This window comes from Paenibacillus sp. FSL R10-2771 (assembly GCF_038000205.1).
GTDB classification, from domain to species: Bacteria; Bacillota; Bacilli; order Paenibacillales; family Paenibacillaceae; genus Paenibacillus_AQ; species Paenibacillus_AQ phytohabitans.
In genome coordinates this window covers 6,426,313-6,453,141 of sequence record NZ_JBBOBM010000001.1, presented here as the reverse complement: position 1 = coordinate 6,453,141, position 26,829 = coordinate 6,426,313, and the positions used below count along the sequence as shown (strand labels likewise).

21 protein-coding genes are annotated in these 26,829 nt (G+C 51.6%); 14 read left to right on the top strand and 7 right to left on the bottom strand.

Annotated elements, in window-relative coordinates:
* The first annotated feature begins 20 nt into the window (after positions 1-20).
* Positions 21-1,613 (top strand): glycosyltransferase family 39 protein, encoded by a 1,593-nt coding sequence (locus NSU14_RS27845; RefSeq protein WP_340947957.1) that lies wholly within the window; start codon positions 21-23, stop codon positions 1,611-1,613.
* Complete coding sequence (locus NSU14_RS27840; RefSeq protein ID WP_340947954.1) at positions 1,603-1,851, top strand: hypothetical protein; 249 nt, start codon at positions 1,603-1,605, stop codon at positions 1,849-1,851. The genes NSU14_RS27845 and NSU14_RS27840 overlap by 11 nt, the downstream gene beginning before the upstream one ends.
* A gap of 39 nt (positions 1,852-1,890) precedes the next feature.
* Here the strand turns inward: NSU14_RS27840 and NSU14_RS27835 are convergent, their stop codons facing one another.
* Positions 1,891-2,418, bottom strand: coding sequence for a ClbS/DfsB family four-helix bundle protein (locus NSU14_RS27835; protein ID WP_042133608.1), 528 nt, complete (start codon positions 2,416-2,418; stop codon positions 1,891-1,893).
* A gap of 67 nt (positions 2,419-2,485) precedes the next feature.
* On the bottom strand, positions 2,486-3,046 hold the full coding sequence (locus NSU14_RS27830; RefSeq protein ID WP_340947952.1) for a histidine phosphatase family protein: 561 nt from the start codon (positions 3,044-3,046) through the stop codon (positions 2,486-2,488).
* 66 nt (positions 3,047-3,112) lie between these two features.
* Here NSU14_RS27830 and NSU14_RS27825 point away from each other — a divergent pair, with 66 nt between their 5' ends.
* Together NSU14_RS27825 and NSU14_RS27820 are read left to right on the top strand one after the other, a co-directional pair.
* The gene (locus NSU14_RS27825; protein ID WP_340947951.1) at positions 3,113-4,030 is read left to right on the top strand and encodes an AraC family transcriptional regulator; all 918 of its coding nucleotides are present in this window, start codon (positions 3,113-3,115) and stop codon (positions 4,028-4,030) included.
* Between the two features lie 24 nt (positions 4,031-4,054).
* Positions 4,055-4,627 (top strand): GNAT family N-acetyltransferase, encoded by a 573-nt coding sequence (locus NSU14_RS27820; RefSeq protein WP_340947950.1) that lies wholly within the window; start codon positions 4,055-4,057, stop codon positions 4,625-4,627.
* Positions 4,628-4,771: 144 nt separating this feature from the next.
* Here NSU14_RS27820 and NSU14_RS27815 read toward each other — a convergent pair whose 3' ends face one another.
* Both NSU14_RS27815 and NSU14_RS27810 read right to left on the bottom strand, forming a co-directional pair.
* Positions 4,772-6,547 (bottom strand): ABC transporter ATP-binding protein, encoded by a 1,776-nt coding sequence (locus NSU14_RS27815; protein WP_340947949.1) that lies wholly within the window; start codon positions 6,545-6,547, stop codon positions 4,772-4,774.
* Positions 6,534-8,309 (bottom strand): ABC transporter ATP-binding protein, encoded by a 1,776-nt coding sequence (locus NSU14_RS27810; protein ID WP_042133617.1) that lies wholly within the window; start codon positions 8,307-8,309, stop codon positions 6,534-6,536. The genes NSU14_RS27815 and NSU14_RS27810 overlap by 14 nt, the downstream gene beginning before the upstream one ends.
* 233 nt (positions 8,310-8,542) lie before the next feature.
* On the opposite strand from NSU14_RS27810, the gene NSU14_RS27805 reads away from it, so the two are divergent.
* Positions 8,543-9,922 (top strand): amino acid permease, encoded by a 1,380-nt coding sequence (locus NSU14_RS27805; RefSeq protein WP_340947947.1) that lies wholly within the window; start codon positions 8,543-8,545, stop codon positions 9,920-9,922.
* 350 nt (positions 9,923-10,272) lie between these two features.
* Here NSU14_RS27805 and NSU14_RS27800 read toward each other — a convergent pair whose 3' ends face one another.
* A complete protein-coding gene (locus NSU14_RS27800; protein WP_336100466.1) occupies positions 10,273-11,259 on the bottom strand; it encodes a DUF4003 family protein in 987 nt (328 codons plus the stop codon).
* A gap of 170 nt (positions 11,260-11,429) precedes the next feature.
* Here NSU14_RS27800 and NSU14_RS27795 point away from each other — a divergent pair, with 170 nt between their 5' ends.
* Positions 11,430-13,817 (top strand): GH36-type glycosyl hydrolase domain-containing protein, encoded by a 2,388-nt coding sequence (locus NSU14_RS27795; protein ID WP_336100467.1) that lies wholly within the window; start codon positions 11,430-11,432, stop codon positions 13,815-13,817.
* 71 nt (positions 13,818-13,888) lie between these two features.
* A complete protein-coding gene (locus NSU14_RS27790) occupies positions 13,889-14,344 on the top strand; it encodes a putative immunity protein (protein WP_256704024.1) in 456 nt (151 codons plus the stop codon).
* Positions 14,345-14,401: 57 nt separating this feature from the next.
* Here NSU14_RS27790 and NSU14_RS27785 read toward each other — a convergent pair whose 3' ends face one another.
* Positions 14,402-14,533 (bottom strand): hypothetical protein, encoded by a 132-nt coding sequence (locus tag NSU14_RS27785; RefSeq protein ID WP_340947946.1) that lies wholly within the window; start codon positions 14,531-14,533, stop codon positions 14,402-14,404.
* Between the two features lie 281 nt (positions 14,534-14,814).
* On the opposite strand from NSU14_RS27785, the gene NSU14_RS27780 reads away from it, so the two are divergent.
* The 6 genes from NSU14_RS27780 to NSU14_RS27755 all read left to right on the top strand — a co-directional run bounded on the left by NSU14_RS27780 (position 14,815) and on the right by NSU14_RS27755 (position 25,245).
* The gene (locus NSU14_RS27780; RefSeq protein WP_340947945.1) at positions 14,815-15,837 is read left to right on the top strand and encodes a LacI family DNA-binding transcriptional regulator; all 1,023 of its coding nucleotides are present in this window, start codon (positions 14,815-14,817) and stop codon (positions 15,835-15,837) included.
* Positions 15,838-16,277: 440 nt separating this feature from the next.
* On the top strand, positions 16,278-17,519 hold the full coding sequence (locus NSU14_RS27775; RefSeq protein ID WP_256704025.1) for a PTS ascorbate transporter subunit IIC: 1,242 nt from the start codon (positions 16,278-16,280) through the stop codon (positions 17,517-17,519).
* 57 nt (positions 17,520-17,576) lie between these two features.
* Complete coding sequence (locus tag NSU14_RS27770) at positions 17,577-17,918, top strand: cupin domain-containing protein (protein WP_042133628.1); 342 nt, start codon at positions 17,577-17,579, stop codon at positions 17,916-17,918.
* Between the two features lie 334 nt (positions 17,919-18,252).
* Positions 18,253-23,283: an AAA domain-containing protein gene (locus NSU14_RS27765; RefSeq protein WP_340947944.1), complete on the top strand. Its 5,031-nt coding sequence runs from the start codon at positions 18,253-18,255 to the stop codon at positions 23,281-23,283.
* An 83-nt stretch (positions 23,284-23,366) separates the two neighbouring features.
* Entirely contained in the window at positions 23,367-24,206 is an 840-nt protein-coding gene (locus tag NSU14_RS27760; protein WP_076247960.1) for an aldo/keto reductase, read from the top strand.
* A gap of 142 nt (positions 24,207-24,348) precedes the next feature.
* Positions 24,349-25,245, top strand: coding sequence for an SDR family oxidoreductase (locus NSU14_RS27755; RefSeq protein WP_076247963.1), 897 nt, complete (start codon positions 24,349-24,351; stop codon positions 25,243-25,245).
* 120 nt (positions 25,246-25,365) lie between these two features.
* Here NSU14_RS27755 and NSU14_RS27750 read toward each other — a convergent pair whose 3' ends face one another.
* On the bottom strand, positions 25,366-25,833 hold the full coding sequence (locus tag NSU14_RS27750) for a hypothetical protein (RefSeq protein ID WP_340947943.1): 468 nt from the start codon (positions 25,831-25,833) through the stop codon (positions 25,366-25,368).
* A gap of 290 nt (positions 25,834-26,123) precedes the next feature.
* On the opposite strand from NSU14_RS27750, the gene NSU14_RS27745 reads away from it, so the two are divergent.
* On the top strand, positions 26,124-26,825 hold the full coding sequence (locus tag NSU14_RS27745; protein ID WP_042133636.1) for an ABC transporter ATP-binding protein: 702 nt from the start codon (positions 26,124-26,126) through the stop codon (positions 26,823-26,825).
* Positions 26,826-26,829 lie beyond the last annotated feature (4 nt).

The following is a 26,829-nucleotide window of genomic DNA, read 5'->3' as shown; positions in this document are numbered from 1 at the left end:
CTGCCGTAGAGGAGGTTAACATGGTAAAAGGAAACCAGCGAATTTTATACGTCCTGCTTGCCTTTTTCATAGGGCTGTTTATTGCTTCCTCCTTCTTTATCAGGGCGAAATATAACTATGCAATCTATGGTGATACAACAGTGCTGGAGAAACAAAATCTCTTGCTCTTTATCCTGCTGATCGCAGCCGTTCTGGGACTGAGCTACGTGCTGTACAGGCTCTGTCTGAAGCTTAATAAATACAGCAGGCAAATGGTCATCCCTGCGGTCCTGTTATTATCTGCCGCCATTCAACTCGTGATCATCTTCCTGTTCACCCGCATGCCGACGGACGATTCGCAAACGGTGCTGTCGCTGGCGTGGGATATGCTGTACAACAAGGATTATTCATCCTTCCAGCAGGGCGGATATCTGTATATGTTCCCGTTCAATTTCTCAATCGTTCTGTACCTGAAGACGCTGCTGTTCCTGTTCCCGGACAATTATCTGGTCATCAAAAGCTTCAATATCCTGTTCTCGCTGGTCACCACGCTAATGATCTATCTGCTGTACAAAGAGCTGAATGCCAAGTCCCGATCGAATGACTATGGTGTCCTGGTGTTCGCTGCGACCTATATTCCGTCTTTGTTTATGAGCAACTTTATCTATAATGATGTGATTGCCACAGCTCTGCTGACCAGCGCTTTGTACTTTGCCGTTACATTCATCCGCAGAAGATCCATGAGGGATATCGTGTTTGCGGCCATCCTGCTGGCACTCGGCAACTATTTCCGGAGTACCGGTATGATCTTCCTGATTGCCGTGCTTATCTGTCTGCTATTTAACCTGCGTCATCTTGGGCTGAAAAAAGCCATTGCCTCCATAGGCATAACGCTGCTGATATTTAACATTCCGGGCTGGACGCAGAACGCTGCGCTCCAGGCCACAGGTATCGTGGACGAATCGCCGTCCAGCAATGCTGCGCCGGTCTATATGTGGCTGAATATGGGGATCAATCTGGAGACGCTCGGCTTCTGGGATAACCGGGAGAGCTATAATATCTATCAGCAGGATGCCGGCTACAATAAAGCGGAGAGCGTGGAGCTGTTCAAAGCGTCCATCAGCAATAAGCTCTCTGAGGCTACTCTAGGGGAGCTTGCCGGAATGTATTATAAAAAGCTCGTATGGATCTGGACCGAAGGAACGTATCAGTTTGAACGGTACGGCATCGGGAATGATGGAACCTCTATCGGCGGCGGGGGACGAAACGGCTTTGTGATGGACCGCTATATCTATTCCACCTCTGCATCAGAGCTGCTTAAGGGAGATTCGAATTACCGGAGCGGGCTGCAATGGGTGGTATATATGCAGAATTTACTGATGTATGGCTTTATTCTCTTCCGGCTGATCAGTAGTATTCGGGCTAAGCGGTATGCGGAAACCTCTTTGGTGCTGGTGATTCTGGGCTTCATCGGCTTCTATCTGCTCTGGGAGATCAAGGCCCGGTATATTTATCCGGTATATCCGCTGCTGATTGTTTTATCCTATATGGGCTTTAAAGATGTCTATGAACTTCTGACCACGAAAAGGGGGCTTGGGCATGCGGCTCAACATGCGGCTAAAGATGCAGACTAAGAAATTTCGCATCACCTTACTCATTGCTGTGCTTAGCTGTTCGCTGGTGCTCACCTCTTGTGAGGCAATTACTGCCCAGAAGATCTCAAGTGACGATTTCAACTCCAGGTCGGGCGGGTTCCCCGGCATGAACGGCGGCACGAATTTCAATGGCGGCGGCCGGGGGATGGATCGGGGAGGCACGCGCAGAGGCGGCAGTCAGGGGACGGATAGGGGAACGGGCAGCAGCCAGCAATAGAGAGCAATAGCCAGCAATGAGCCGGCCGGGTAGTGGAGGTTATGCCAGCGTGGCGGGGAAATGCTTTTTCCACTTTCTGATCTTCCCCCGGAAGGATTTGAACGGAGCTGCTGAGTTGATGTGAATCCACCGGGCCATGGGCCAGTTGTCCTTGGTTCCGGTCCATTTACGTGAGCCCTGGATGAACAGCTCTTCTTCCGTTAATGTGCTGACCCAGTCCAGCCACTGCTGCTCTGATTGCCGGAATAGGCTGCGCAGTTCAGTCAGTGAATACTCAGAATATGTGCTGTAAAAGGACTGATATAATCCGCCCAGCTCATTCCACTTATAATCCTGGGCGGGCATTAGGAAGGCCTGTCCTTCCAGCTCTTTCTGATCCCAGCTCCTCACCAGCTCCAGCCATCCCAGCTGATAGGCGATGATCTCGGCGGGGGTTTTATCCACTTCAGGAATTCGCGTATCCTTATACTTATCGTCAATACCGTCATACTCGGCGTCCAAGAGCAGGTAGAGGGTATGGATCGTTTCCATCAGCTCCTGTTTGGACGAATATTCATAGCTTGCCATAGCGCTCACTCCTTTACATTGGTTATACCATAGAGCTGTGACAGCAGTCTGTCCAGTTTAACCAGAGTCAGGTCCTGTTCCAAATCCGCTGCACGCCGGTAAGTGTGTCTCCATTGAAGCTTAGCTTATAGATATCCGGCATATCCAGCTGCTTCCAGAAGCCGTAATCATAACGCTTATCCAGCGCATTCATGATTAAGACCATAATGTTACCGTGAGTCCCGATGACGGCGTTACTGCCTTGGTATTGCTGCAATACTTTGTGGAGTGCCTGAACTCCCCTGTCCTGGGCAATCAGGTTAGATTCTCCGCCTTCCCAGGCAAAAGAGGGATTCTCCCATACCTTCGCAATGGCCTGGCCGAAGTCACTGACAGGTCCGCCGGACAACAACCGTTCTCTGAAATCCTCTTCGATTACAGGTTCAAGGCCCAGGGGGCCGGCCAGTCCTTCAATGGTCTGTATTGCCCGTTTATAGGGACTGGAGATCAGGACATGAATATTCTCTTGGATGAGCAGTCCGCTGACCCTCCGCGCATCTGCCTGTCCGCGTTCAGATAAAGGTCTGTTTAATTCATCGGCAGAATAAGCCGAGTGCGCATGCCTTACCAAATACAAATTTGTAACCATTATTTATCACCTCATCTGCTAATATTTGTAATGCATTGTATCATGAATGAAGCGGGGAATTCAGCGATGAATCTTGATTATAGAGAGCGGATCGATAAGGTCATTGCATACATAGAGGAACACAGCAGTCAGCCGCTTAAGCTCGATACGCTGGCGGAGATCTCCCATTTCTCCAAATTTCATTTCAGCAGAATATTCACAGCTATGGTCGGTTTGACTCCCATGGCCTTTGTAAACAGGAAGCGTATACAGCACTCACTGTTGCTGCTGACCGAAACGAATAAGACTATTCTGGAGGTTGCAGGTCAAAGCGGTTTCGAATCGGTATCGGTCTTTAATGCCCATTTCAAACGGTATTATGGCTGTACACCGGGCAGTATCAGGAACAGCAGCCGGAGAAATAGCAATTTCGTATCATCCCTCAGCAATATGCAGGCAGAATCAGCTTCCCTGGCAGATTACAATAGAGCAAGAAGTAATCCGCTGTTAAGGAGGGCTTGGGATAGTATGGTAGAAATCAGGCAGATCCCTGAGGTTGAAGTTGCTTATATCAGGCATATTGGAAGTTACCTGGATACGTATAGCGCATGGGACAAGCTAAGCCGCTGGGCAGACCAGCGGGGTATTCATGGAGGGAATCAGCAGTTTATCGGAATATCGTTGGATGACGGGGATCTCGTAGAGGAGTCTGCTTGCCGGTATGATGCCTGCGTCACCCTTCCGGAAGGGTTTGATCGGGAGACGCACCGGCTGCAGGTGGAATTCAAGACAGTATCCGGCGGCATGTATGCAGTGTATTCATACTACGATACGGTGGACAAATTGGTTCTCGCGTATGACAGCATGTTCAGTGTATGGTTGCCCCGCAGCGGATATGAAGCGGACGACAGGCCCTGCCTCGAATTCTGTCTGAATGATCCCATGAAGGATCAGGAAGGCAAGTGTAAGGTTGATTTGTATATCCCCATTAAGCAGCGCGTATAAGTTTCGGAGAATGGAGTGGCGGGAATGAATTTGGATGTTGTATTTGAACGGTTTCCTGTACTAAGATCAGATGAACTTGTATTGAACCGAATTGAGGAGTCTCATCTGGACGAGCTGTTTGACATTTACAGCAATGACAAGGTCTTTGAATATTGCGGGATCATTCCGAAGCATAACAAGGCTACAGTCAGCAATATGATAGGACATTTCGAACGGGACTACGCCAAAAGATCAAGGATCAAGTGGGGAATCTTTGCCAGTGGTGAGGAGGGGCGTCTGCTCGGAATAATTGAAGCCTGTGATTTCAATCAGAAGGTGAATATGGTGACGATCGGCTACTTCCTGGCGGAAGCCCATTGGGGCCAAGGCATTGCTTCTAAGGCTGTTGAAGTCCTGCTGGATTATATCTTCAGAGAGGTTCAGGTGAACAGAGTTCAGGCGGAAGTGATGCTGATGAATGAACCGTCCAAGAAGGTGCTCCTGAAGACCGGTTTCATCAAGGAGGGGATGCTGCGGCAAGCCGCCTTATGGTCAGGCAAAGGAATTGTCGATCTGGAGATATACAGTATGCTTAGGGAAGATTATATTCAGGTGTGACAATAAGATAAAAAAAAGCTCAGGCCCGTTAATAGGCTTGAGCTTTTTGATGCTGTAAGAACTAAATTATTGGGTTAATTTTTGGGGTCCCTGCAAAGTACTTGAGTTATCTTCGAAGCTGGAGCCTCACTTTGCGGGGGAGGCTTATGCTTCCATCTTCTGCGCCGTATAGAGCCGGTGGTAGAGGCCGCGGCGGGCGATCAGCTCATCATGCGAGCCGCTTTCCGCAATGCCCTTATTCGAGACATACATGATGCGGTCGCAGTTCTTCACGGTGGACAGCCGGTGCGCGATGATGAACGAGGTACGTCCCTTAAGCAGCTCATTCAGACCCTTCTGGAGCAGACGCTCGGTCTGCGCGTCAATGGAAGAAGTGGCTTCATCCAGAATGAGAATGCGCGGATTGGCCAGCAGGGTTCTGGCGAACGAGATGAGCTGTCGCTGTCCCTGGGACAGCTTGGAGCCGCGCTCATTAACCTCCGTCAGGTAGCCCTGGTCAAATTCACGGATGAAATCATCGGCGCAGACAGCCTTCGCAGCGGCGATGACCTCTTGCTCGGTGGCATCCGGTCTGCCGTAGCGGATATTATCCAGAATCGTTCCCGAGAAGATGAAGCTGTCCTGCAGCATAATCCCCATCTGGCTGCGCAGCGATTTCAGCGTGATCCCGGCAATATCCTGCCCGTCGATCAGGATTCTGCCGCCGGTAAGGTTATAGAAGCGCGAGATCAGATTGACGACCGTAGTTTTACCTGCACCGGTCGGACCGACCAGGGCGATGCTCTCTCCGGCTGCGACATCGAAGGAGATGTTCTCCAGGATGTTCAGTCCCGGATCGTAGGCGAAGGTTACATCGTCGAAGGTGACCCGGCCCTGAACGGGCGGCAGCGCCTTCGCCCCGGGAATATCGCTGACGGTAACCGGCTCATCCAGCGTTTCGAAGATACGCTCCAGATAGGCTACCGCATTAATGAAGTTATTGTACAGCTGGGATAGATTGAGAATCGGCTGCCAGAAGCGGGCGGCATAACTGCTCATCGCGAGAATGACGCCGAGCGTCATGCTCTGCGGGTTCAGAGTCAGCAGGCCGACCAGGAAAATCATTGCCGTAACCATAGTAGACAAGTTATCGACAGTGAACGGGATAAGCGTGTTGTAACGCAGCGCCCGCATCCATTCTGTGCGGAAGTTACCGGCCAGACGCGTGAAGACGCCCTCATTGCGCTGTTCCCGGGAGAACATCTGCGTTACGCCGATACCGCTGATACTTTCCTGCAGATAGGCGTTCAGATTGGAGCTTTTGTTCGATACCGCCTGCCATGCCCGGCGCTGCCGGGTTTTGATGAGCAGCATGACACCGAGGAATACAGGCAGTCCGGCAAGGATGACGAAGGAGAGCCGGACATCAACGGCGAACATGAAGGCAGCGATGAAGATCAGATTCACGATTTCCAGGATAAAGTTAATAATTCCGTTCGACAACACGTCGGATACCGCATTGACGTAGTTAACAACCCGGATCAGGATCTTGCCCTGCGGCCGGTCATCGTAATATTTGAACGGCAAATCCTGCAGATGCTTGAACAGATCGGTACGGATATCGAAGATAATATCCTGCCCGACACTGGTCATAATCCGTGAGCGGATAGTAGCCAGAATTACGCTGACCACAATGGTCGCCAGCATCAGCGCGGACCAGCCGACCAGCGCGCCCATATCTTTGGCGGGAATGGTTACGTCTACCACATGCTGCATAATCAGCGGGGCGGATAGGGCGATAGCCGCTGACAGTGCGCTAAGCACGAATGCGAGAATCATCGGTTTCTTCTTGCGTCTGATATAGACCATAGCCCGCCGGAAATGCTTAATATTAAACGGCGATTCCAGATTCTCATCGACATCGAATTTATTCCTGGCCACTCTCGGTCACCTGCCTTCCAATGCCCTCGTTCTGCAGCATGAATACATCGTAGTAATACCCCCGCTTGGCCAGCAGCTCGGCGTGGGTGCCTTCCTCAATCAGACGGCCGCCCTCTAAGATCAGGATGCGGTCTGCCTGGGCGGTAGTGGATACCCGCTGTGCAATGATAATCTTCGTGCAGGGATACTCCAGCTCACGCAGACTCCGCTGAATATGCTCCTCCGTCTCCAGATCGACCGCAGACGTCGTATCATCCAGGATCAGGATTGGACGGCGGACTGCCAGCGCGCGGGCAAGCGCAATACGCTGCTTCTGTCCCCCGGACAAGCCGACACCGCGTTCGCCGACTACCGTGTCATAGCCTTCCGGCATTTTGACGATGAAGTCATGGGCTGCTGCGAGGCCGGCATAGGCCTGCGCTTCTTCTTCCGTAAGCTCAGGGTCGCCATAAGCGATGTTGCCGTCGATCGTATCGGAGAACAGGAGGACGTCCTGCGTAGCCATCCCGATATTCCCGCGCAGTTCATCAAGCTCAAGCTCACGGACATCTCTGCCGTCTACCAGCACGCGGCCTCCGGCCACATCGTAGAACCGGGGGATCAGGTTGATCAGCGATGTCTTGCCTGAGCCTGTTGCGCCCATAATGGCGATCGTTTCGCCGGGTTCAATCGTGAAGCTCAGATCATCCAGCACGGTAGCGCTGTCATATTTGAACCGGACATGCTCGAACTCAATCCGGCCCTCATAGCGGCGGCTCTCTGTGACATTGTGCTCGTTCACAATAGCGGGGCGGGCATAATAGATATCAACGATTTTGGATAAGCTGGCAAAAAAGCGCTGGATATCATTGATAATAATCCCGATATTGCGCATAGGGTTGGATACCGCCCAGATAAGCGAAGAGAAGGCTGCGAATTCACCAAAGGTGATCCGGCCGTGCATCAGGAAGTAACCGCCGGCCAGCATCAGGATGACGTTGAAGGCTTGGGCGAAGGACTCCAGATAAGGAAAGTAATCGAGCCAGACGAGGGCCGCCTTCTTGTTCGCCACAGAGTAGTTGACGTTCTTCTCCGTGAATTTGGCAATCTCAAACTCTTCCCGGGCGAAAGCCTTGACTACACGGTTGCCTGAAATGTTCTCCTGGGTCGTCGTGTTAAGCTGGGACAGCCGCTCGCGCAGATCAATGTACATGGGACGGACACGTTTGGCGAAGATAAAGGCCACGACAAAAATCGGTGGCGACAGGATCAGCATCCACAGCGTCAGCTGGACATCGATCGTAAGGAAATAAATAACGGCCGCCAGAAAAATCGTCAGCGATTCAATGATCGTCTTGAAAATCCACGCCATCGAATGCCGGACCATATCCAGATCGCCTGTCATCTTGGTCATAAGATCACCGGTACGGTTGCGGTCATAATACTCCCGGTCCTGCCCCTGAATCTTGTTGTACAAATAAATGCGGATGTTGTACATCATATTCTGGGAGGATATTTCGTACTGCATGGTCGTTAGATAAGCCAGACCTGTACGGAGCAGGGAAAAGCCAATCATGCCCAGGCAGAGCGCGATGAGCAGACCCCTCTCTGTAGCAAGATTCTGCCCTGCATGGTCGCCGGCTATAAACGTATCGACGATACGCTGGCTGAGGTAAGGGTTCACAATCGTTAGACTTGAGCCCACTACCGAGAGACAAAGTGCCACGATATACCGTGCCCGGTTGCCCTCCAGGTTTTGCCACAGCCATTTAAGTTCAAACATCTGATCACCTGCTTCTGTTTTTCTTATTTCGTGTGAATAAATCAAAGTGATTATAACACTATGAAACAAAATGTATAGGTTTACAGCTAATTTTCTTGTTACAATCGACCGAACTTTTGGTGGAGTAATTCTGCATTGCGTTAATGTATGTCACAGCTTACAATGATTCTGACATACTATGATAGTTTTGCGTTCTACATAGGCAAGGAACATATATGAGGGGGAGCATTTTTTTGGAAACGAAACAGTTAACAAGAGGGCTTAAGCCGCGCCATATCGAGCTGATCGCACTCGGCGGTACGATTGGTGTAGGGTTGTTCATGGGCTCTGCAAGTACGATTAAATGGGCGGGGCCGTCGGTGCTGCTGGCCTATCTTTTGGCGGGAATAATCATGTTTTTTGTGATGCGGATTATGGGGGAGATGCTGGTGCTCGAACCGGTCACCGGCTCCTTCGCCACCTTTGCCCACAAATACATCAGTCCGCTGGCCGGATTTCTCACTGCCTGGAGCTATTGGTTCCTCTGGGTGACTGTAGGCATGGCGGAGGTTACGGCAATCGGGATTTACGTGGGATATTGGTTCCCGGACATACCGCAGTGGATTCCGGCTCTGATTGGTGTAGGTATTATTGCGGCAGCCAATCTGGCAGCTGTGAAATTGTACGGGGAGTTTGAATTCTGGTTCGCGATGATCAAGGTGGTCGCCATTGTCGTGATGCTGGTGATTGGAACGGGAGTAATCTTCTTTGGTCTGGGTAACGGCGGACAGCCGCTCGGCTTGTCGAACCTGTACAGCCATGGAGGCTTTTTTGCGGGAGGACTGAAGGGCTTCCTGTTTGCGCTCTGTATTGTCACGGCCGCCTATCAGGGGATTGAGCTGGTGGGCATTACCGCAGGGGAAGCCGAGGATCCTAAGCAAACGCTACGAAAAGCGATCAAAAATATCATCTGGCGTATCCTGATTTTCTATGTGGGGGCAATCTTCATCATTGTAACAATCTATCCATGGAACGAAATTGGCGGAATCGGCAGTCCATTCGTGATGACCTTTGCCAAGGTGGGAATTGTCGGCGCTGCGGGCATCATCAACTTTGTCGTGCTGACAGCGGCCATGTCGGGCTGCAACAGCGGAATCTACAGTGCGGGCAGAATGCTGTACACCTTAGCCCAGAACGGGCAGGCTCCGAAGTTCTTCGGGAAGGTCTCGGCAAGCGGGGTGCCCAGAAACAGTATTATTACAACCATCTCCCTGCTGCTGGTCGGGGTGCTGTTCAACTACCTTATGCCGGATTCCAAGCTGTTTCTCTATATTTACAGCGCCAGTGTGCTTCCGGGAATGATTCCTTGGTTCGCTCTGGCCTTCAGCCAGTTCCGGTTCCGGGACAAGTGGAAGGGCGAAATGGCAGATCATCCGTTCAAGTCGCGCCTGTTCCCGATAAGCAACTACATTATCATTATCTTCCTGTCGCTCGTGATCGTCGGCATGTGGTTCAACCCGGACACACACCTGTCGCTGATTGTGGGGGCTTCGTTCCTGGCCTTTGTTGTTGCAGGCTATTATGCATTCGGCATTGGCAAGCGTGAGCGTCCGGAGGAGGCGGGGGAAGCTTAGATGATAATAAAGAGCCTGTCTCCAATAAACTGGGGACGGGCTCTTTTTCTGGAACCACTTTTATAGAAATGTCGCCGGAATACATCCCGGCAGAATTGAGACTTTTAGGTAAACACTGTATCGGCCTAATGTTGTACGTAATGCAACTTTGGCTCATAGTTACCCGTGTGTTTGAGAGTATTGTTGTACATAATACAAGAATTTTCCCGTCATACTGCCTGAAACTGAAGAAATGTTGCATTTTGTGCAACAATTCTGGTTTACGGCCGATTTTTCGAAGAAAATGTTGTATTTGGTGCAGGAATTCCATCACATAACCGGTCTCTGCCACACACGGCAGGCCTATAAATCTAATTCGAAGCAGACGAGGCTGCCGCAGCAGATGCGGCTGCAACCGCAATTGCCGTCTGCTGGGCAATGATGATGTTGGTAAGGCTGGTAGATAACGCGGAAGTGATAATGCCGCTTTTCACGTCGTCTACATACGTATAGGACACCAGTGCAGCAGACAGCAGGAGCAGCTCCTGCTTGTTAATCGACCAATTTCCGAAGCCCTTCCGGGTGCGCAGTAACTCATACGTCTCCGAGACATCGCTTACCAGCTCTTTCTGTTCATAAGGGAGCAGCGACAGGATGCCAAGCGAAGGAAGGGTATATTCCTTGTCCATCCGGATGTCCTGTGCACGGAAGGCCTCACGCAGGCTGAGCACCCGTTCTACAGATCCGCCATCTTCCTCCCCAAGCAGCATTACCTGTGTCAGAGCCTGAACGCTGTTGCCGGAGAAAAACTCAGGCTTCAGAGCTACATAGAGCTGTTCCAGGCGCTCTACTCCGTGCTCGATTCCGATATTGGAAATTCCGAGCATGGCAGCGAAGATATAGTCATCCTGTCCGGTCAGGAAAGGGTGCTTCGCTCTCATACCATCGAAGAATGCCTTCGTGCGTTCGATCACCCGGATATATTGCTCGGATGCAGTGTGGGCAGCAATCTGATAGGCGGCAATAACGAGATAGTCAGAAGCCCTGAATTTGACATCCTTCATCAGCTCATAGACGGCCAGCGTTTCGGCAAGCTGCTGCTCCGGTTTAGCAGAAAGAGAGAGCAGGGTGGCAATACTGATGGCGGAAGTCCCGCGGAAGGAAGAGAACATCCGGGTGTTCTCCTTGATCAGCGCATGGTGCGCACGGATCGCTTCAGGATCGGCTGTTTTGTTCACCACGGTGTAGAGCAATGCCGCCAGGCGGTTCACCTGAACATTTTGCCAGGAGAATTCTTTCTTGATTCTCTGTGCATTTTCAGCGAACAATTCAAGTCTTGCCAGGTATTGTTCCTTCATCGGGTACACCTCTCATCTATACTTGGACACTTGGGCTAATTCTACTATACAAACCCAAATGATGAAAATGAATCTAATCTCATAGACTTGCCGTGTAACCTATGAGAGCGTATTCTTGAACATAGAGAAGGTACATCAGCGCATTATAAACCTGGAAGAGAGGCATGAGAATGATAAGAGCATCTGAAGATAACGAGTATTATGAGTTGTCGAGCCCGACAATTCTGCCCAAGGCTTCAGGATTTCTATGGAATGAGCAGATGATGATTCATATGAATTGCCGCGGGTATGCGGTAGCCCAGTTCATGCAGCCCGAGCCTGCCAAGTACTCCTATGCCCCGAATCTGGAAGCCAAGACCTTCATGCAGCCGGAGCAGCCCTATTATGCCCACCATCCCGGCCGGTTTGTCTATGTGAAGGATGAGGAGAGCGGTGAGTTATTCTCTGCCCCGTATGAACCCGTACGTATGCCCCCTGATCACTATACCTTTGCAGTAGGCAAACATAATATTGTGTGGAAAATAGAGAAGAGCGGTATCGCCATCGAGATGACGCTGAGCCTGCCCAAGGATGAGCCGATGGAGCTGTGGCGGGTGAAGGTAACCAATCTGTCTTCTGCTCCACGGAAAATAAGTATCTATCCCTACTTCACCATCGGCTACATGTCATGGATGAACCAGTCCGGCGAGTATAAGGAAGCTTTGCAGGGAATCGTCGCTACAGCCGTTACTCCTTACCAGAAATATCAGGAATACGACAGAATCAAACACTTGAAGGACAAGACCTTCCTGCTGGCTGATCACGCTCCGGTATCCTGGGAGGTGAACCAGGAAGCATTCGAAGGGGAGGGCGGGATCAGCTCGCCGTCAGCGCTGAGAAGCAGTCTGCTATCCCGGGGAGAATCCCGTTACGAATCGCCGGTTGCAGTTCTGCAATATCGGCTCGGCCTCGAGTCTGGTGAAGAGCGCGAATACCGGTTCATCTTCGGTCCGGCTCAGACAGAGCAGGAGATCGCTGATATCCGCCAGCGGATGTTCCAGAATGCGGATGCCGACGGCGAAGACGGATTCGAGCTTGCAGAACGTGAATATGCGGAATACATCCGCGAAGGCAGAGGCTGCATTGAGATCACGACTCCGGATGCGGATCTTGATAATCTGGTCAACCACTGGCTGCCCCGGCAGATGTACTATCACGGGCAGACGAACCGCCTGACGACAGACCCCCAGACCCGTAATTATCTGCAGGATAATATGGGCATGAGTTATATTAAGCCGCAGATAGCCAGGCAGGCTTTTCTGACTGCTCTAAGCCAGCAGGCGGTAAGCGGAGCCATGCCGGATGGCATTATTTTGCATGAGGCTGCTGAACTGAAATATATTAATCAGGTCCCGCATACGGACCATTGTGTCTGGCTGCCCATTTGCCTCAGTACCTATCTGGATGAGACGGATGATTACAGCATTCTGGAAGAGGTTGTCCCTTATGCGGGGAGTGAGGAAACCGGATCAGTCTTCGAACATATTGACCGGGCGATGCACTGGCTGATTCATGAGCGGGATGAGCGGGGTCTGAACTATATCAATCAGGGTGACTGGTGTGACCCGATGAATATGGTAGGTTACCGGGGCAAAGGAGTATCCGGATGGCTGACGATAGCTACGGCTTATGCCTGCATGATCTGGGCGGATATCTGTGATCACAGCGGCCGGCTGGAGGCTGGCAAGGCATTCCGCCTTGCGGCGGATGAGACGAATGCGGTCGTCAATCAGTATTTCTGGGATGGTGAGTGGTACGCACGGGGAATCACCGATGACAATGTCGTGTTCGGAATTAGTGAGGATAAGGAAGGGCGGATCTTCATTAATCCGCAAGGCTGGGCGCTGCTCAGCGGTGCGGCCGATGAAGAGAAGCGGGAGAAGCTGATGAAGTCGGTCACGGAGCAGCTGGAGACACCATATGGAGTTGAAAAGCTGGCACCCTCCTATACCGCCATGCGGGAGGATGTAGGCCGGGTCACGCAGAAGCATCCGGGCACCGCCGAGAACGGGGCAGTCTATAATCATGCCGCAGCGTTCTATATCTATGGCCTGTATGCGGTGGGAGAGCAGGATCAGGCGTACCGCCTGCTGCGCAAAATGCTCCCTGGACCTGACATCGGGGATATCATCAGACGGGGCCAATTGCCTGTCTTCATCCCCAACTATTACCGCGGTGCTTACAAGCAATTCCCGAAGACTGCCGGACGCTCCAGCCATCTGTTTAATACTGGCACCGTTCCGTGGGTATACCGCTGCCTGATAGATGGCCTGTTTGGACTCCAGGGCATGCGCGAAGGACTGCAGGTGAAGCCGCAGCTCCCTTCCGATTGGCCGGAGGTTACGGTTAAGCGTAACTTCAGAGGTGCCGGGCTGCATATCAAGATGCAGCGTGAAGCGGGGGTTGAGGCGACAGAGGTCTATCTGGACGGCCAGTTAGCGGAGGGTAGTATTCTTAAGGATCTGAAACCTGGTACGGTGTATAATGTGCTGGTCAAGCTTCCGCTAAGCAATGCCTGATAGAAACATATAATATAGGAAAAGGCCGGAATCTCAGGAAGATTCCGGCCTTCTTCCAAGGGAGGAATATAGTGAAAGCGAAACTGGCCGCGGGCGGACTGGATAAGTCCATCGCCGCGCTTGCAGGCACAAGTAATCATCAAGTGTTAGCGCTCTGGGCTGCCGACTGCGCCGAGCGCGTGCTGCCTTATCTGGAGGCAGCATGCCCGGAAGACAACCGGCCCCGGCAAGCGGTTGAAGCCGCGCGGGCCTGGGTGCGCGGTGAGCTTAAGATGGCCGCAGCCCGCCAGGCAGCGTTTGCCGCTCATTCAGCGGCACGTGACGCCGGTCCGGCAGAGGCTTGCGCTGCAGCCCGCGCAGCCGGACATGCTGCGGCAACTGCGCATGTCGCCGCCCATGCAGTGCATGCCGCAACCTATGCCGTCAAGGCTGTTCATGCCGCGGCGGCCCCTGACGGAGCGGAACTCGCCGTCACGCAGGAGCGTGAATGGCAGTACCGGCATCTGGCCCAGCTTAACGAGGACTGATTAGTTGAGGGGGAGGACTGGTAGAAGTCCTCCTGCGATCCTTTTGGCGGCAGTCAGTTACACTGACTTGAAATCCTGCACTAAATACAACAATTCCTTGATTAAATCGACCATAATCAGAAATTGTTGTACAAAAGGCAACATTTCTCCGCTTGCAGGCGCTTTAGCGGTAGAATTCTTGTATTTCATACAACAATTCTCCCAAACACCCAAATATGATTGAATCAAAGTTGCAAAACGTACAACATTTATGATTTATTGCTTTGCCGGCTGCAAAAGATCCCGCGATTCGTTTAAAGAATGAACTCTGAACAAACTGTGTCGTTCCCGCCTGGGCAAATTTATGCCTGATTTCCTACCCGCCCAAGAAAGTATATAATACAGTAGAACTCACATGCGTCGTGAAAACACTTTGGCACACGGGCGAAGTGTCTTTTTGCATAAGGGAAAGTGTTGTAGGGGGCTGGATCATGGCAGTTACGATGAAGGAAGTTGCCGAACTTGCAGGGGTATCCAAAAGTACGGTTTCGCAATTTCTGAACAAGAGATTCAACTATATGAGTGTGGATACGAAGAAGAAGATTGAAGAGGCCATTGAAGAGCTTAACTATATTCCCAATGAGGTGGCCCGCAGTCTCAAGCATAAGAAGACGTTCATTGTAGGTGTGATTTCCTCAACCATTCTATCAAAATTCACTACGGAGGTTGTGCGTGCCATCGAGGATGAATGCCAGCTGAAGGGGGTGCAGGTGATCGTCTGCAACACTGATGATGACCCGCTCAAGGAGAAGAAATACGTTCAGTCGATGATTGCGCGGCAGGTGGACGGCCTGATTATTTTTCCGACGGAAGAGAATAAGAAGATGTATTCCTCGCTGGTTAAGAATGGTTATCCATTTGTATTTGTTGACCGTAAAATAGATGATATCAGCGTGGACACCGTACTGCTCAATAACGAAAAAGCCAGCGAGCTGGCAGTCGAAGCCTTCGTCCTTCATAACCATACCCAAATAGGAATCATCACCTTTCCGCTTGGCAAAAAGGCTATTACCACGCGGGTTGAGCGCTTGTCCGGTTACAGAAGTACGCTGAAGAAGCATAGTCTTCCGGTGAATGAGAGCTATATCAAAAGCGGCAGACTGGACGAAATGCCGGCGCTGATCGGACAGCTGTTCCATATGGACAATCCGCCTACTGCTATCATCGCCACCAATGACATGATTCTGGAGCAGGTGCTGATCTACGCCAAGAATAACCGCTTAAGCATACCGGAGGATTTCTCCCTGATCGGGATCGATGATGTATCCTTTGCGTCCTTCTACAATCCGCCGATTACGACCATATCCCAGCCAAGCTTTGAAATGGGGAAGAGGAGCGCCCGGCTGCTGCTGGATCTAATTGACCAGAAGGAAGAGGAGCAGGCAGGGCGGCCCGAGCTGGTCCGTTTGAACCCTGAGATTAACCATAGGGAATCGGTCCGCAGGCTGGACTGAATGATTAAAGGCATAGATTATTGAATCGCGCAGCTTACTTTCTTTTGGACCGGAGACAGAACCGGAGAAGGAGAGTAAGTCTTTTTTGCTTTGGAAACGGTTTTATTTTTTCTGTTGCAAAAAGCAGATATCACGTTATAATGATCGTATGATTCGAGTAATGAATACCCTTGCATTCCTGATTGTTCCTGTTTTTAACAATGATAGCGTGTTCTTTTGAAGAGGGGGTACCGGATGGCGGTTAATGAGTGAAGTGTTTGATTCTGGTTGTGATTTTGTTCACAAACAAACAGAGTAGTTTTATTGCACAATGTTAAGGCATGTTGTTTCATGGTTTACGGGAGGACCAAATTTTTTTGGAATTCTACTAAATCGATTTAGTAACGAGTTTAAAACTATAACTTTGAGAAAGAAGTTGGAGACCCGCCATGCATATGTTTATGAGTATTATCAAAGAGCCATCAATTATTATTGCCATTGTGACGCTTCTCGGCCTCATCTTCCAGCGTAAGAAGATTCCTGAAATTATTACGGGCACAACCCTTTCCTTCATGGGCTTCACCATGATCAAAGTAGGCGGCGGTATCCTGGGCGGCGTGCTCACCAACTTCAGCAAAATGTTCTCATATGCCTTCCACCTCAAGGGTGTTGTGCCGAGTAACGAAGCGATCATGGCGCTGACCATTGATCAGATTGGTGCAGACGCTGCGCTGATCCTGCTGTTCTCCATGATTCTGAACATTGTGCTTGCACGGGTAACGAAGTTCAAATACATCTATCTGTCTCTGCACCTTGTTCTGTTCATGAGCTTCGCCGCTACTGCGGTTATGAAAGGTCTGGGGCTAAGCTCAGTAGTGACTGTTATTGTCGGTTCCCTGGCCATAGGCAGTTACATGGCGGTATTTCCTTATCTGCTGCGCAATGCCAGCCGGAACATCATCAAGTCGGATGAATATACCATCGCTCATGCTTCCATGACCTCCTACATCATCGGTACGTACCTGGGCAAAGTGTTCGGCAACCGTGAGAATGATACGGAGAACATTAAGATTAACGACCGGATCAGCTTTTTGCGCGATCCCAATGTGGCTACTACCTTAACGATGCTGGTGCTGCTGCTGGTGTCAGGACTCGTCGCCGGTGCTGATTTTGTTAACGAATTATCGGATGGCAAGGAATATATCGTCTTCATTCTGGAGCAGGCTGCAATTTTCGCCGCCGGGTTGTATATCGCCAAAGCCGGTGTTAAGCTGTTTACTACAGAAATCGTCCCTGCCTTCAAAGGCTTCTCCCAAGTGTTCGCTCCGGGCGCAATCCCAGGTGTGGATGTCCTGGTCCTGTTCGACAAATCGCCGAATTCCGCTTTGGTCGGATTCCTGGTCAGCTTCTTTACGGGTGTGGCCTGCGTGTTCCTGTTCCCGCTCGTTGGATTGCCGGTAATTGTTCCTGGAATTATGGCCTGCTTCCTGGCCGGCGGTGCTGCTGCGATCTTTGGGAATTCCAGCGGAGGCTTCAGAGGGGCTGTCATTTCCAGCTGTCTGAACGGTTTCCTGCTATGTCTGCTGCCTGCTCTTACGTTGCCGCTGTTCTCCTACCTGGGAGCTGAAGGGGTAACATTCGCTGATCCGGACTTCACTTCTTTGTCGGTTATCCTATGGGGGATTTTCCGCTGGTTCCATTAATTTTTTTGCACACTAACTAAATCGATTTAGTGATTATTGAATAGGAGGTATTATTTTATGTTTTATCACGATCAAGAGATTCAGGCTGTAACTGTAGACAGCAATACTACCCGTAAGGTGCTCGCTCACAGCGACCAGATTATGTATACGAAGGTGATGTTCGCCCAAGCCCAGGAAGGAGAAATCCCGCTGCACAAGCATGTGCATGAACAGGTTACCTATGTGCTGCAGGGCAGCTTTCAGTTCATGATCGATGACGGTGAAACGCAGGATGTACAGACCGTCAAGGCTGGCGACAGTATCCACTTCCCGTCCAATGTGCTTCACGGCTGTATCCCGCTGGAGGATGACGGCGTTCTGTTGGATGCTTTTACACCGGCACGGGCGGATTTTCTCTAGAAGAGTAATTGAAAAGCAGATAAAGCTGATGAGGGGCGCGGGGAATCCGCGTCTCTTTTTTTGGAAATAATTATAATATGGGGTCTACACAAAATACCTGATTAAACATCGCAGTTAAAGCCACACCTTGCGGGGGTATTTGAAAATATAAGAATTTATATGTTTCACATGATAAATTATCCTTCTATTTCTCGCTGAAACGGTACCGTCCTTTAAAGACGGTACCGTTTCTACTTGGTATGAAAATACTGGTATTGTAACCTGGCCGATTATATTATAATTAGTTCAAAAAACAGGATCTTTGTCGCAAAAAGACAGAGAAGAAGGGCTTTGTATGGGAATTAGTGAAGATCTGCGAATCGCAGCGAAACAGAAGCTTATTCAGGTATTCACCTATCTGCAGGCTCTGCACCAGCTGAAGCAGCCGATAATCAAGCATATATCCGGGCAGTTATGGTCGCAGTCCCTTGCGGATCTGCCGGTTCATTCTAATGTGACCTGTGATTTCACAGAGGGGATAAGTCCCTCTGAACGTATAGACGAGGAGATGCCTGAGGTTCTGCTGCGCGTGAAGCGGCCTGACCGGACCGCCTGTCCGAAGCCGCCGGAGCTGCTGCAGCGCTGGCTGAAGCCGGATTGGGAGAAAATTCATACCCGCCCGGAACGGCTGGAGAGCATGGACAGCTACCGGGAAGCTGCGGATTCCGGGGAATATGAGGCTTATGTTGAACGTTTCGATCAGGACGAAGAGAGAGTGCGGCTCTGGGAGAATTGGACTCAGGAGCGTGAGGCCTGGCAGGAGCGGGAGTGGCCTGTCCGCAGAACGATTAAGCTGTTCGAGGATTTGTACATGCTCTATTCGTGGATTGAGCGGGAGCGGGACGCTGTGGAGCTGATAATCGGCGACGGGATTCTGCACTGGGAGCTTACACCGGAGACGATTCACCATCCGGTGCTGCTACAGAGGATCGAGCTTGTATTCAATACGGAGGGACCCGAATTTACAGTTATAGCCTCCGAAGCCGCCCCCGAATTTCATGGCTCCTTGTTCAGAGATGTGCCTGAAGTCAGTCCGGGGTCGATTAAGAAATGCACCGCGGATTTGCTCGAGGCTGCATGCTCCCCCTTGGATTTCACGGATACGGATGAATATTTGCGCAAAGTATCCGGATACTTGTCTGCCCAGACAGCGTTTATTCCTTATAATAGAACATCTGCACAACCGGCTCAGGACAAGACAGTAGTGTATATCCGGAGAGAACCGGTTATTTTCCTGCGCAAGCGGTCGGCCGGTTTCGATCATGCGTTCGAAGAGATTATTCAGGATTTACAAGATAGAGAGGAACTCCCTCAGGCGATTGCCAGAATTACCGGCATTGATCCGGGGGAGGCTTCAGACGGAACGCAGGTTTTTTCGTATTCGAATTTGAATGTGAATGGTGAGAACGAAGAGATTCTGTTCACCAAAGAAGCGAACTCTGAGCAGCTGGATATTGCTCTTAAGCTGGGCAGATACGGTTCTGTTCTGGTGCAGGGCCCGCCGGGTACCGGGAAGACGCATACGATTGCCAATCTGCTGGGCCATTTCCTGGCGGAAGGCAAAAGCGTACTGGTCACCAGTCACACCTCAAGGGCACTCGCCGTGCTGCGTGACAAGGTGGCAAGGCCGCTTCAGGATCTGTGTGTCAGTGTGCTGGATGATGCCAGCGGGCAGAAGCAGCTGGAGAATTCCATCGATAAGATTACTTCCACCTTAAGCTCCATATCCATTGAACAGACGGAAGCGGAAGTAGAGCAGCTGACTGCCGGACGCAAATCCATTCTGGAGCAGATCAGAGGCATTGAAGACAGATTGCGGCTCTCCAGAGAGAACGATTACCGGTCTATTGTTATTTTTGGCACTTCCTTCGATCCATCCGCAGCTGCCAAAATGATCTCCGCAGGCCGGCATACGATGGAGCTGGTGCCGGGAAGGATAGCGGCCGGACAGGCTTGTCCGCTTACCCCTGACGAGCTGGAACAGTTATATAGAAGCTCTGGGGAAATCAGTGCGCTGGATGAAGCGGAATTCCGGTACTTACGCAATCGTATAGAACTGCCTGTCACTCCTGAAATTTTCCATGAGCTTGTGCTGGAATATCAGACACTTGCCGCTGCAGATACCGTCAGACATCTTCCTTACTTTAAGCCCGGTATGGCTGTACATCCCGGGAAGCTGAACGCCGCTCTCCAGCAGCTGCGTGAGGCGTTTGGTGCCGTTACTGAGGAAGAGTGGAAGCTGAATCTGATCTCGGCAAAAGATAATGATAAGCACGATTGGACCGATCTGCTGGAAGAAGTGGAGAAGTGGCTTGAGCTATACCGCGCCGCCAGAACTGCGCGGTACAGATATGGTTTTGAACATTTGGCCGATACGGATCTGCAGCCGCTGCTGCCTGTACTGGAGGAGATGAAGCGGTATCTGGAAGACAGGGGGAAGCTGAGCACGTTCCAGCTGTTGCTTAAGAGACCGTGGAAGAAGGCCTGCGAGCTTATAGCGCCTCCCGGCAAAGGAATTGAAGAGGTCAACGCTGCCTACCTGGAGGCTCTGCTTACTGTCGGTACGTATCAGGCGCAGCGGGCCAAGTCCGTCATCCGCTGGAAGCGTCAGGTTACGGACGGGGGCGGATATGATCTGGCCCGGTTCGGACCGCAGCCCGAAGAGTATATGGATAACATTATTCAGGAGATCCGCAGCCTGCTGGACTGGCGGCAGACAAGCTTTGATCCGCCGCTTCAATCCCTCGAGAGCGAGGGGCTGCTGTGGAATGTTCTGCTGAACGCCAAGCCTATGACGGTAGGCAAACATATGGATTGGATTCATATGCGGGAGCTGGTAGAGCAAGAGCTTCCTTCTATTATAGGTGCCAATATTAATGCAGAGAAATGGAGAACAGTTAAAGAGCAGATCGCGGAAGCAGGCAGGGCTGCAGAGTCGCTGGCAGATTCGCGTTCCGCTATAGCCTGCCGGCTGCAGGAGAGTGTAGAGCGGCTGGACCCGCAGTCCTATGAGCAAGCGTATCAGGCAGTTCAGCAATTATGGGATAAAAGTGCGCGGATCAGCCAAAGGGAAGAATGGCTGGAGCGGCTGCAGCAGAGTGCTCCGGATTGGGCGGAGGCGCTCAGGCACAGAAGCGGAATCCACGGAGAGCACCGGGCCCCCAATGGACTTGAAGCGGGTTGGCTGCTTAAACAATTGGATATGGAGCTTGATCAGCGGGCGGGTATCTCTGCACAACAACTTCAAGAAGAACTGGTGGAGATTCGTAAAAAGTTCAAAGCGGCCACACTTCAATTAGTGGAGAAGAAGGCCTGGCTGGCGCTTGCCCGGAAAACTACGCTGAAGCAGCAGAACGCTCTTCACGGCTGGAAGCTGCTGATGAAAAAAGCCGGCAAGCGTACGGGAAAAGCGGCTCCCCATCTGCTTGCCGAAGCCCGGAAGCTGATGCCGGTCTGCCAGACGGCTGTTCCTGTCTGGATTATGCCTACGTACAGAGTGGTCGACAGCTTCACTCCGTCCGAGAACCGGTTTGATGTGGTTATCGTGGACGAAGCCAGCCAGGCAGATATTATGGTGTTGACAGCACTGTATCTGGGCACACAAATTGTCGTGGTAGGTGATGATGAGCAGGTGAGCCCGGAGGCCATCGGCCAGCGGCTGGATGAGACCAGAAGACTGATGGATGCCCATCTGGAGGGGATTCCCAATGCCGCACTTTATGACGGCAGCACCTCAATTTATGACTTAGCCAAAACCTCATTCGCGGGCATGACGCAGCTTAGGGAGCATTTCCGCTGTGTGGAGCCGATTATCCAGTTCAGCAACCTGCTCTCCTATAATGGTTCCATTCTTCCGCTCCGCGATGCCGGCGGAGTAACCACGAAACCGTATACTGTGGAATACCGGGCCCAGGGCGGGAACCGGAACGGTAAACGCAATGAGGCAGAAGCAGAGGCCATTGCTTCGCTAATTCTGTCTGCTATCCAGCTGGAAGAATACAAGGATGCTACATTTGGCGTGATTACGCTGCTTGGCGAAGAGCAGGCCATTCTGATTGACCAGTATTTGCAGAAGTATATTCCGGCAACGGAATACAAGCGGCGGAAGATTCGCTGCGGCAACTCCGCCCAGTTTCAGGGGGATGAGCGCGATGTTGTGTTCCTGTCCATGGTGGACGCTTCAGAGGAAGCTGTGCCTCTGCGCCTCATCTCTGATCCGGGGAACCGCACCAAGAAAAGGTATAACGTAGCTGTAAGCCGCGCCCGCGACCAGCTATGGCTGGTGCACTCGCTTGATTCCGTAGCCCAGCTCAAAGAAGGGGATTTGCGGAAACGGTTAATTGAATATGTCAGAAATCCGTATGCAGCGGATGAAACGTATAAACAGCAGGAGCCCGTGCTGGAGTCCGAATTCGAGCGGCAGGTTATGCGGCGGGTGCTGGATGAAGGCTATAGAGTACTGCCTCAATGGAAAGTAGGGGCGTACCGGATTGATATGGTTGTTGAAGGCGGCGGGAGACGTCTGGCGGTGGAATGCGACGGAGACAAATGGCATCCGGCAGAGAAGCTTAAGGAAGATATGGACATACAAGCCATACTGGAACGCCTTGGCTGGAGTTTTGTGCGGCTTCGGGGCGGTGAATATTTCCGGAATCCGGAGCAGGCGCTGCAGCCGCTGTTCCGCAGACTGGAGGAGCTCGATATTCCCCGTGAGCTTCTCCGGCAGGAGGCAGTTGCGGATGACGGGGATGCCGGACAACTTGCGCTGAAGACGGTTATCGTAAACAGGGCAGCGCAGATCCGGCGGGAATGGCAGGAGCTTGAACGGGAACCTGGTGTTGAAGATTCGAGCTCTCCGGGGTCAGCGGCGGAGACGGAGGGGTTCATTGCTGCGGAGCAAGCGCAAGAGGAGACGGCGGAATTCTTTTATCAGGAAATCAGCCGGCAGCCGAATTTGACGCACTATTGGACGGAAGAAATGCGAAGCAGGGAAGAAGACAGACAGGCGGTGCTGGAGCAGGAGCTTAGCTTGCTGGAAGCGGATGCGGGTCTGGAGCTTCCTTACTGGCAGGGCTTAACAGCGGACAGTGCTGAATTGGGAGAGGACGGGGACTCCGGCTCCGGATTTAACCTGGTGGAATATTTGCACAGCCGGGGTCTGCAGTTTGTAGATACCAGAGATCAGGACGGTGCAGTCTGGATCATTGAAGACCTGAACCTGATCCGCTATTTGCCGGAATTACGGCGGAAGGCTGTACCGTTTAATTATCTGAAGGAAGGGGTGTATGCTACCCGCTGGAGAGCCGCCTGGTATAGCAGATCATGAAATATTGATATGGGGCTTTTTGATATTACCCTCATTCTCTGCGATAATGTAAGCAACTATCTTAATAGGGAGGCTGCATCATCATGGCAAATCACATTCCAGAAGTAGTGTTGAACGACGGATTGAAAGTGCCTGCGATTGGCTTTGGAACGGCGTGGATTAAAGGCACGGAGGGAGTACAGCATCTGAAGACTGCCCTTGATTTGGGCTACCGCCTGATTGATTCAGCATTTAACTATGAGAACGAAGGCGTTGTCGGGGAAGCAGTGCGGCAGAGCGGAGTGCCCAGAGACCAGCTGTTCATTACCTCCAAGCTGCCGGGACGTCACCACAAGTATGATGAGGCGATCGTGACCGTTCAGGAATCGCTGTACCGCGCGGGACTTGATTATTATGATCTGTATCTGATCCACTGGCCGAATCCGAAGGTGAACCTGTATGTAGAAGCATGGCAGGCACTTATCGATGCCCAGAAGCAGGGGCTGATCCGCTCGATAGGGGTAAGTAATTTCCTGCCGGAGCATCTGGATCGTCTGGTTCAGGAAACAGGCGTAGCACCGAGCATCAATCAGATTGAGCTGCATCCGTATTACAATCAGGCAGAGCAGCGTGCTTACCACGGGAAACACGGGATTATTACAGAATCCTGGAGTCCGTTGGGACGCGGCACGGATCTGCTGAAGAATGAACAGCTCGGCGCAATTGCCGCAGCGCACCATAAATCCATCTCACAGATTGTTCTGCGCTGGCATGTGCAGCTGGGTGCAGTTCCGATTCCGCGATCCTCTTCGGAAGAGCATCAGCGGGAGAATATTAATATTTTCGACTTTACGCTGTCAGACGAAGAGATGAAGCGGATTGCGGAAATCCCGGCAACCGGACCGCTGTGGGATCAGGACCCTGCGGTGTACGAAGAGTTTTAAGAAGGGTTGAATGGGAAGTGTTAAGCCTCTTGCTTATTTAGCAGGGGGCTTTTTCATATTCCTGGTCATACATAATTCGTTTAGGAAAATGGGAAGCTGGTTACATAGAAAGAGTCAGAAGCCTACAGAGGAGGAATACACAATGAGCGATCAGTATACGATTCAGGACCCTGCGAAGCAGTATGAAAAAGCTACGCCTGAGTTTGAACAGCAGCAGCCGAGTCCCGGCCTGGAGAAGAAGATGCACCCGCGTCCCGATGACGGGGCGGGAACGTACCGCGGCAGCGGACGGCTTACCGGCCGCAAGGCCGTTGTAACCGGAGCGGACAGCGGAATCGGGCGGGCGGTAGCCATTGCTTTTGCCCGTGAAGGGGCTGATGTGGTTCTTGCCTATCTGCCGGAGGAAGAAGCTGACGCGAAGGAAGTTGTCCAGCTGGTGGAGGAAGCCGGCCGCAAAGCCGTTGCCGTGCCAGGCGATCTGAAGGACGAGAAGTACTGTGAACAACTGATTGAGAAGGCCGTGGAAGAACTGGGCGGGATTGATATCCTGGCCAATATCGCGGGCAAGCAGCAGTTTGTACCGGATATCGCTGATTTGACCACCGAGCAATTCGATGCAACCTTCAAGACCAATGTATATGCGCTGTTCTGGCTCTGTAAAGCGGCGGTGAAGCATATGAAGCCGGGCAGTACGATCATTAACACTGCTTCCATTCAGGCTTATGAGCCTGCGCCGATTCTGCTGGATTATGCCACCACCAAAAGCGCAATCAACACCTTCAGCAAATCGCTGGCTCAGCAGGTAGCCGCCAAGGGAATCCGGGTTAATGTTGTGGCACCTGGACCTGTATGGACTCCGCTTCAGGTAAGCGGCGGACAGCCGCAGGAAGCGCTGAAGGATTTCGGAGCCAAAACACCACTCGGCCGTCCCGGCCAACCGGCTGAAATGGCCCCGGCCTATGTATTTCTGGCCAGCCAGGAATCCAGTTATGTCAGCGGCGAGACTTTGAATGCTAACGGCGGCATGCCGACACCTTAAATCAGCGTATAAGCTCAAACCTCCGCAAGGAGGTTTTTTGTTATATTGGGAATTATGATATTTGTCTGTAGTGGATAAAGTCGGATTAGGAGCAGATTCGTCTGACGGACGAATGTGTTCTTATAGCAGGGTTCCCAGTGGAATCGCCGTAAGTGGGCGGCATGGGAAAATCAAAGGGATAAATCCCTCTAAATCCGCCGAAAGTGGGCGGTACGGGAAAATCAAAGGGATAAATCCCTCTAATCCCGCCGAAAGCGGGCGGTATGGGAAAATCAAAGGGATAAATCCCTCTAAATCCGCCGAAAGCGGGCGGTAGGGGAAAATCAAAGGGATAAATCCCTCTAAATCCGCCGAAAGTGGGCGGTACGGGAAAATCAAAGGGATAAATCCCTCTAAATCCGCCGAAAGTGGGCGGTAGGGGAAAATCAAAGGGATAAATCCTTCTAAATCCGCCGAAAGTGGGCGGGAGGCGGAAATGAAGAGCAAAAGTGCCCCTGATTTCATCGAATGCAGGCAAAAGGAGGAAATGAGGAGCAAAAGTGCCCCTGATTTCACCGAGGGCGGGCAAAAGGAGAAAATGAGGAGCATTAGTGCCCCTGAATCCGCCGAAAGTGGGCGGAAGGCGGAAATGAGGAGTGGCCTTTATATCTACATAAGCTGCACAGCCCGCATAACCGCATAGGCTCCAGCTTGATTTAGCCGTTAGGGTAATTTTGTTCTGATTCCGTTATTCCGGCAAGGAACGGGGCACGGGATTGCCGCATAATCCCGCTTTTGTATTTATAGGGGGCTCTTGTGCTAAACTTGAGAGCAGGACTGCATTTGCCGCATGTATGCCCAAGCAAAGGCGGTTTGTGGAGAAGACAGGAGGAGATGGCATGGCGTTTGTTACTGTGAAGGGCGAATATAAGCGGTATAAGATGGGGGAGACCCTGATTGTAGCCAATGACGGAATTGATTTTGAAATTGAACAGGGCGAGTTCGCTGTGATTGTAGGTCCCAGCGGAGCGGGGAAATCGACGGTGCTTAACATACTGGGCGGGATGGATTCCGCCGACGAAGGCCAGGTCATTGTGGACGGTACCGACATCGCTCGTTTCAGCGCCAAAGAATTGACCGGCTACCGCCGTAATGACGTGGGTTTTGTGTTCCAGTTCTATAATCTTGTGCCCAATCTGACGACGCTGGAGAATGTTGAGCTGGCATCCCAGATCTCTCCGCGTGCGCTGGATGCCCGCAAGGTGCTGGAGGATGTAGGACTTGGAGAGCGGCTGAATAACTTTCCGGCCCAGCTGTCCGGCGGGGAGCAGCAGCGTGTCGCCATTGCCAGAGCGCTGGCCAAACAGCCGAAGCTGCTGCTCTGCGATGAGCCGACAGGTGCGCTCGATTACAATACCGGCAAACAGGTACTGAAGCTGCTGCAGGATACCTGCCGCAATACCGGAACCACGGTTATTGTCATTACGCATAACTTGGCTATTGCACCGATGGCGGACCGGGTTATTGAAATCAATAACGCGAAGGTACGGAAAATGGTGAGGAACGCAACACCGGTATCCGTGGAAGATATTGAATGGTAAGGAG